We start from the raw sequence: 794 nt of genomic DNA, 5'->3' as shown, positions 1-794 counted from the left end.
CGAGCCCTTCGTCATGACATGGATCGTGCTGCACTGCTGACGCTGAAACGCTTTTTGATTCTCCCGACGCGTTACATGGACTGTTTCACCGCATGCGGCTTGTGGCCGACATGGCGCGGATCGAACGCCGCGCCATGATGGTCGAGCGCCCACAGCCTGCGGGCGAGCTTGTTGGCCACCCCGACGGCAGCCTTGTTGTGGCCCTGTCGTTGCTGCAGGTCCAGTGCCCAGGTCTGCAGTGGATCGAGCGGATGCCCCGCACGCTGCCGCATTACCGCCGAGCGCAGCACCGCACGCCCACCGTGTATCAGCAATGTGCGGATGTAGGGATCGCCGCGTTTGGTGATCGCACCCAGTCGCCGCTGTCGTCCCGATGAGTGCTCGCGCGGGACCAGTCCAAGCCACGCGGCCAGATGCCGGCCACTGCGAAAGCGCGAGAGTTCACCTGCACCTGCCCGCAGCGCGGTTGCAGTCAGCAGCCCGACGCCGGGTACGGTGCGATAGCGCTGGACCGCGACATCGCGCGCAGCTTCATCTTCCAGCCGCGATTCGATCGCGGCCATGTCGGTCTGCAATCCAGCAACGCGTGCCATCTGCCCGGCCAAGGTGGCACGCAGGTTCATTGGCAGCTCGTTGTCGGCATCCTCCAGCGCATCACGTACCGCCGGCGCCACCCGCGCAATACCAGCGGGGATGACGATTCCGTACTCGCGCAGCAGGCCGCGCACGAGGTTGATCGTGGCCGTGCGCTGCGCCTTGAGTTGCTCACGCACGCGATGCAGCGCCTGCAGCCC

1 protein-coding gene is annotated in these 794 nt (G+C 66.0%); it reads right to left on the bottom strand.

The features are described from left to right. Positions 1 to 71: 71 nt before the first annotated feature. A partial coding sequence (locus tag IB242_RS20260; protein ID WP_192283773.1) for an IS110 family transposase occupies positions 72 to 794 on the bottom strand: 723 nt, incomplete at its 5' end.

Origin of the sequence: Xanthomonas sp. XNM01 (assembly GCF_014851915.1) — a bacterium.
Lineage (GTDB): Bacteria > Pseudomonadota > Gammaproteobacteria > Xanthomonadales > Xanthomonadaceae > Pseudoxanthomonas.
Note: the sequence above shows the minus strand (reverse complement) of the source record. Positions and strands in the feature narration are given on the sequence as shown.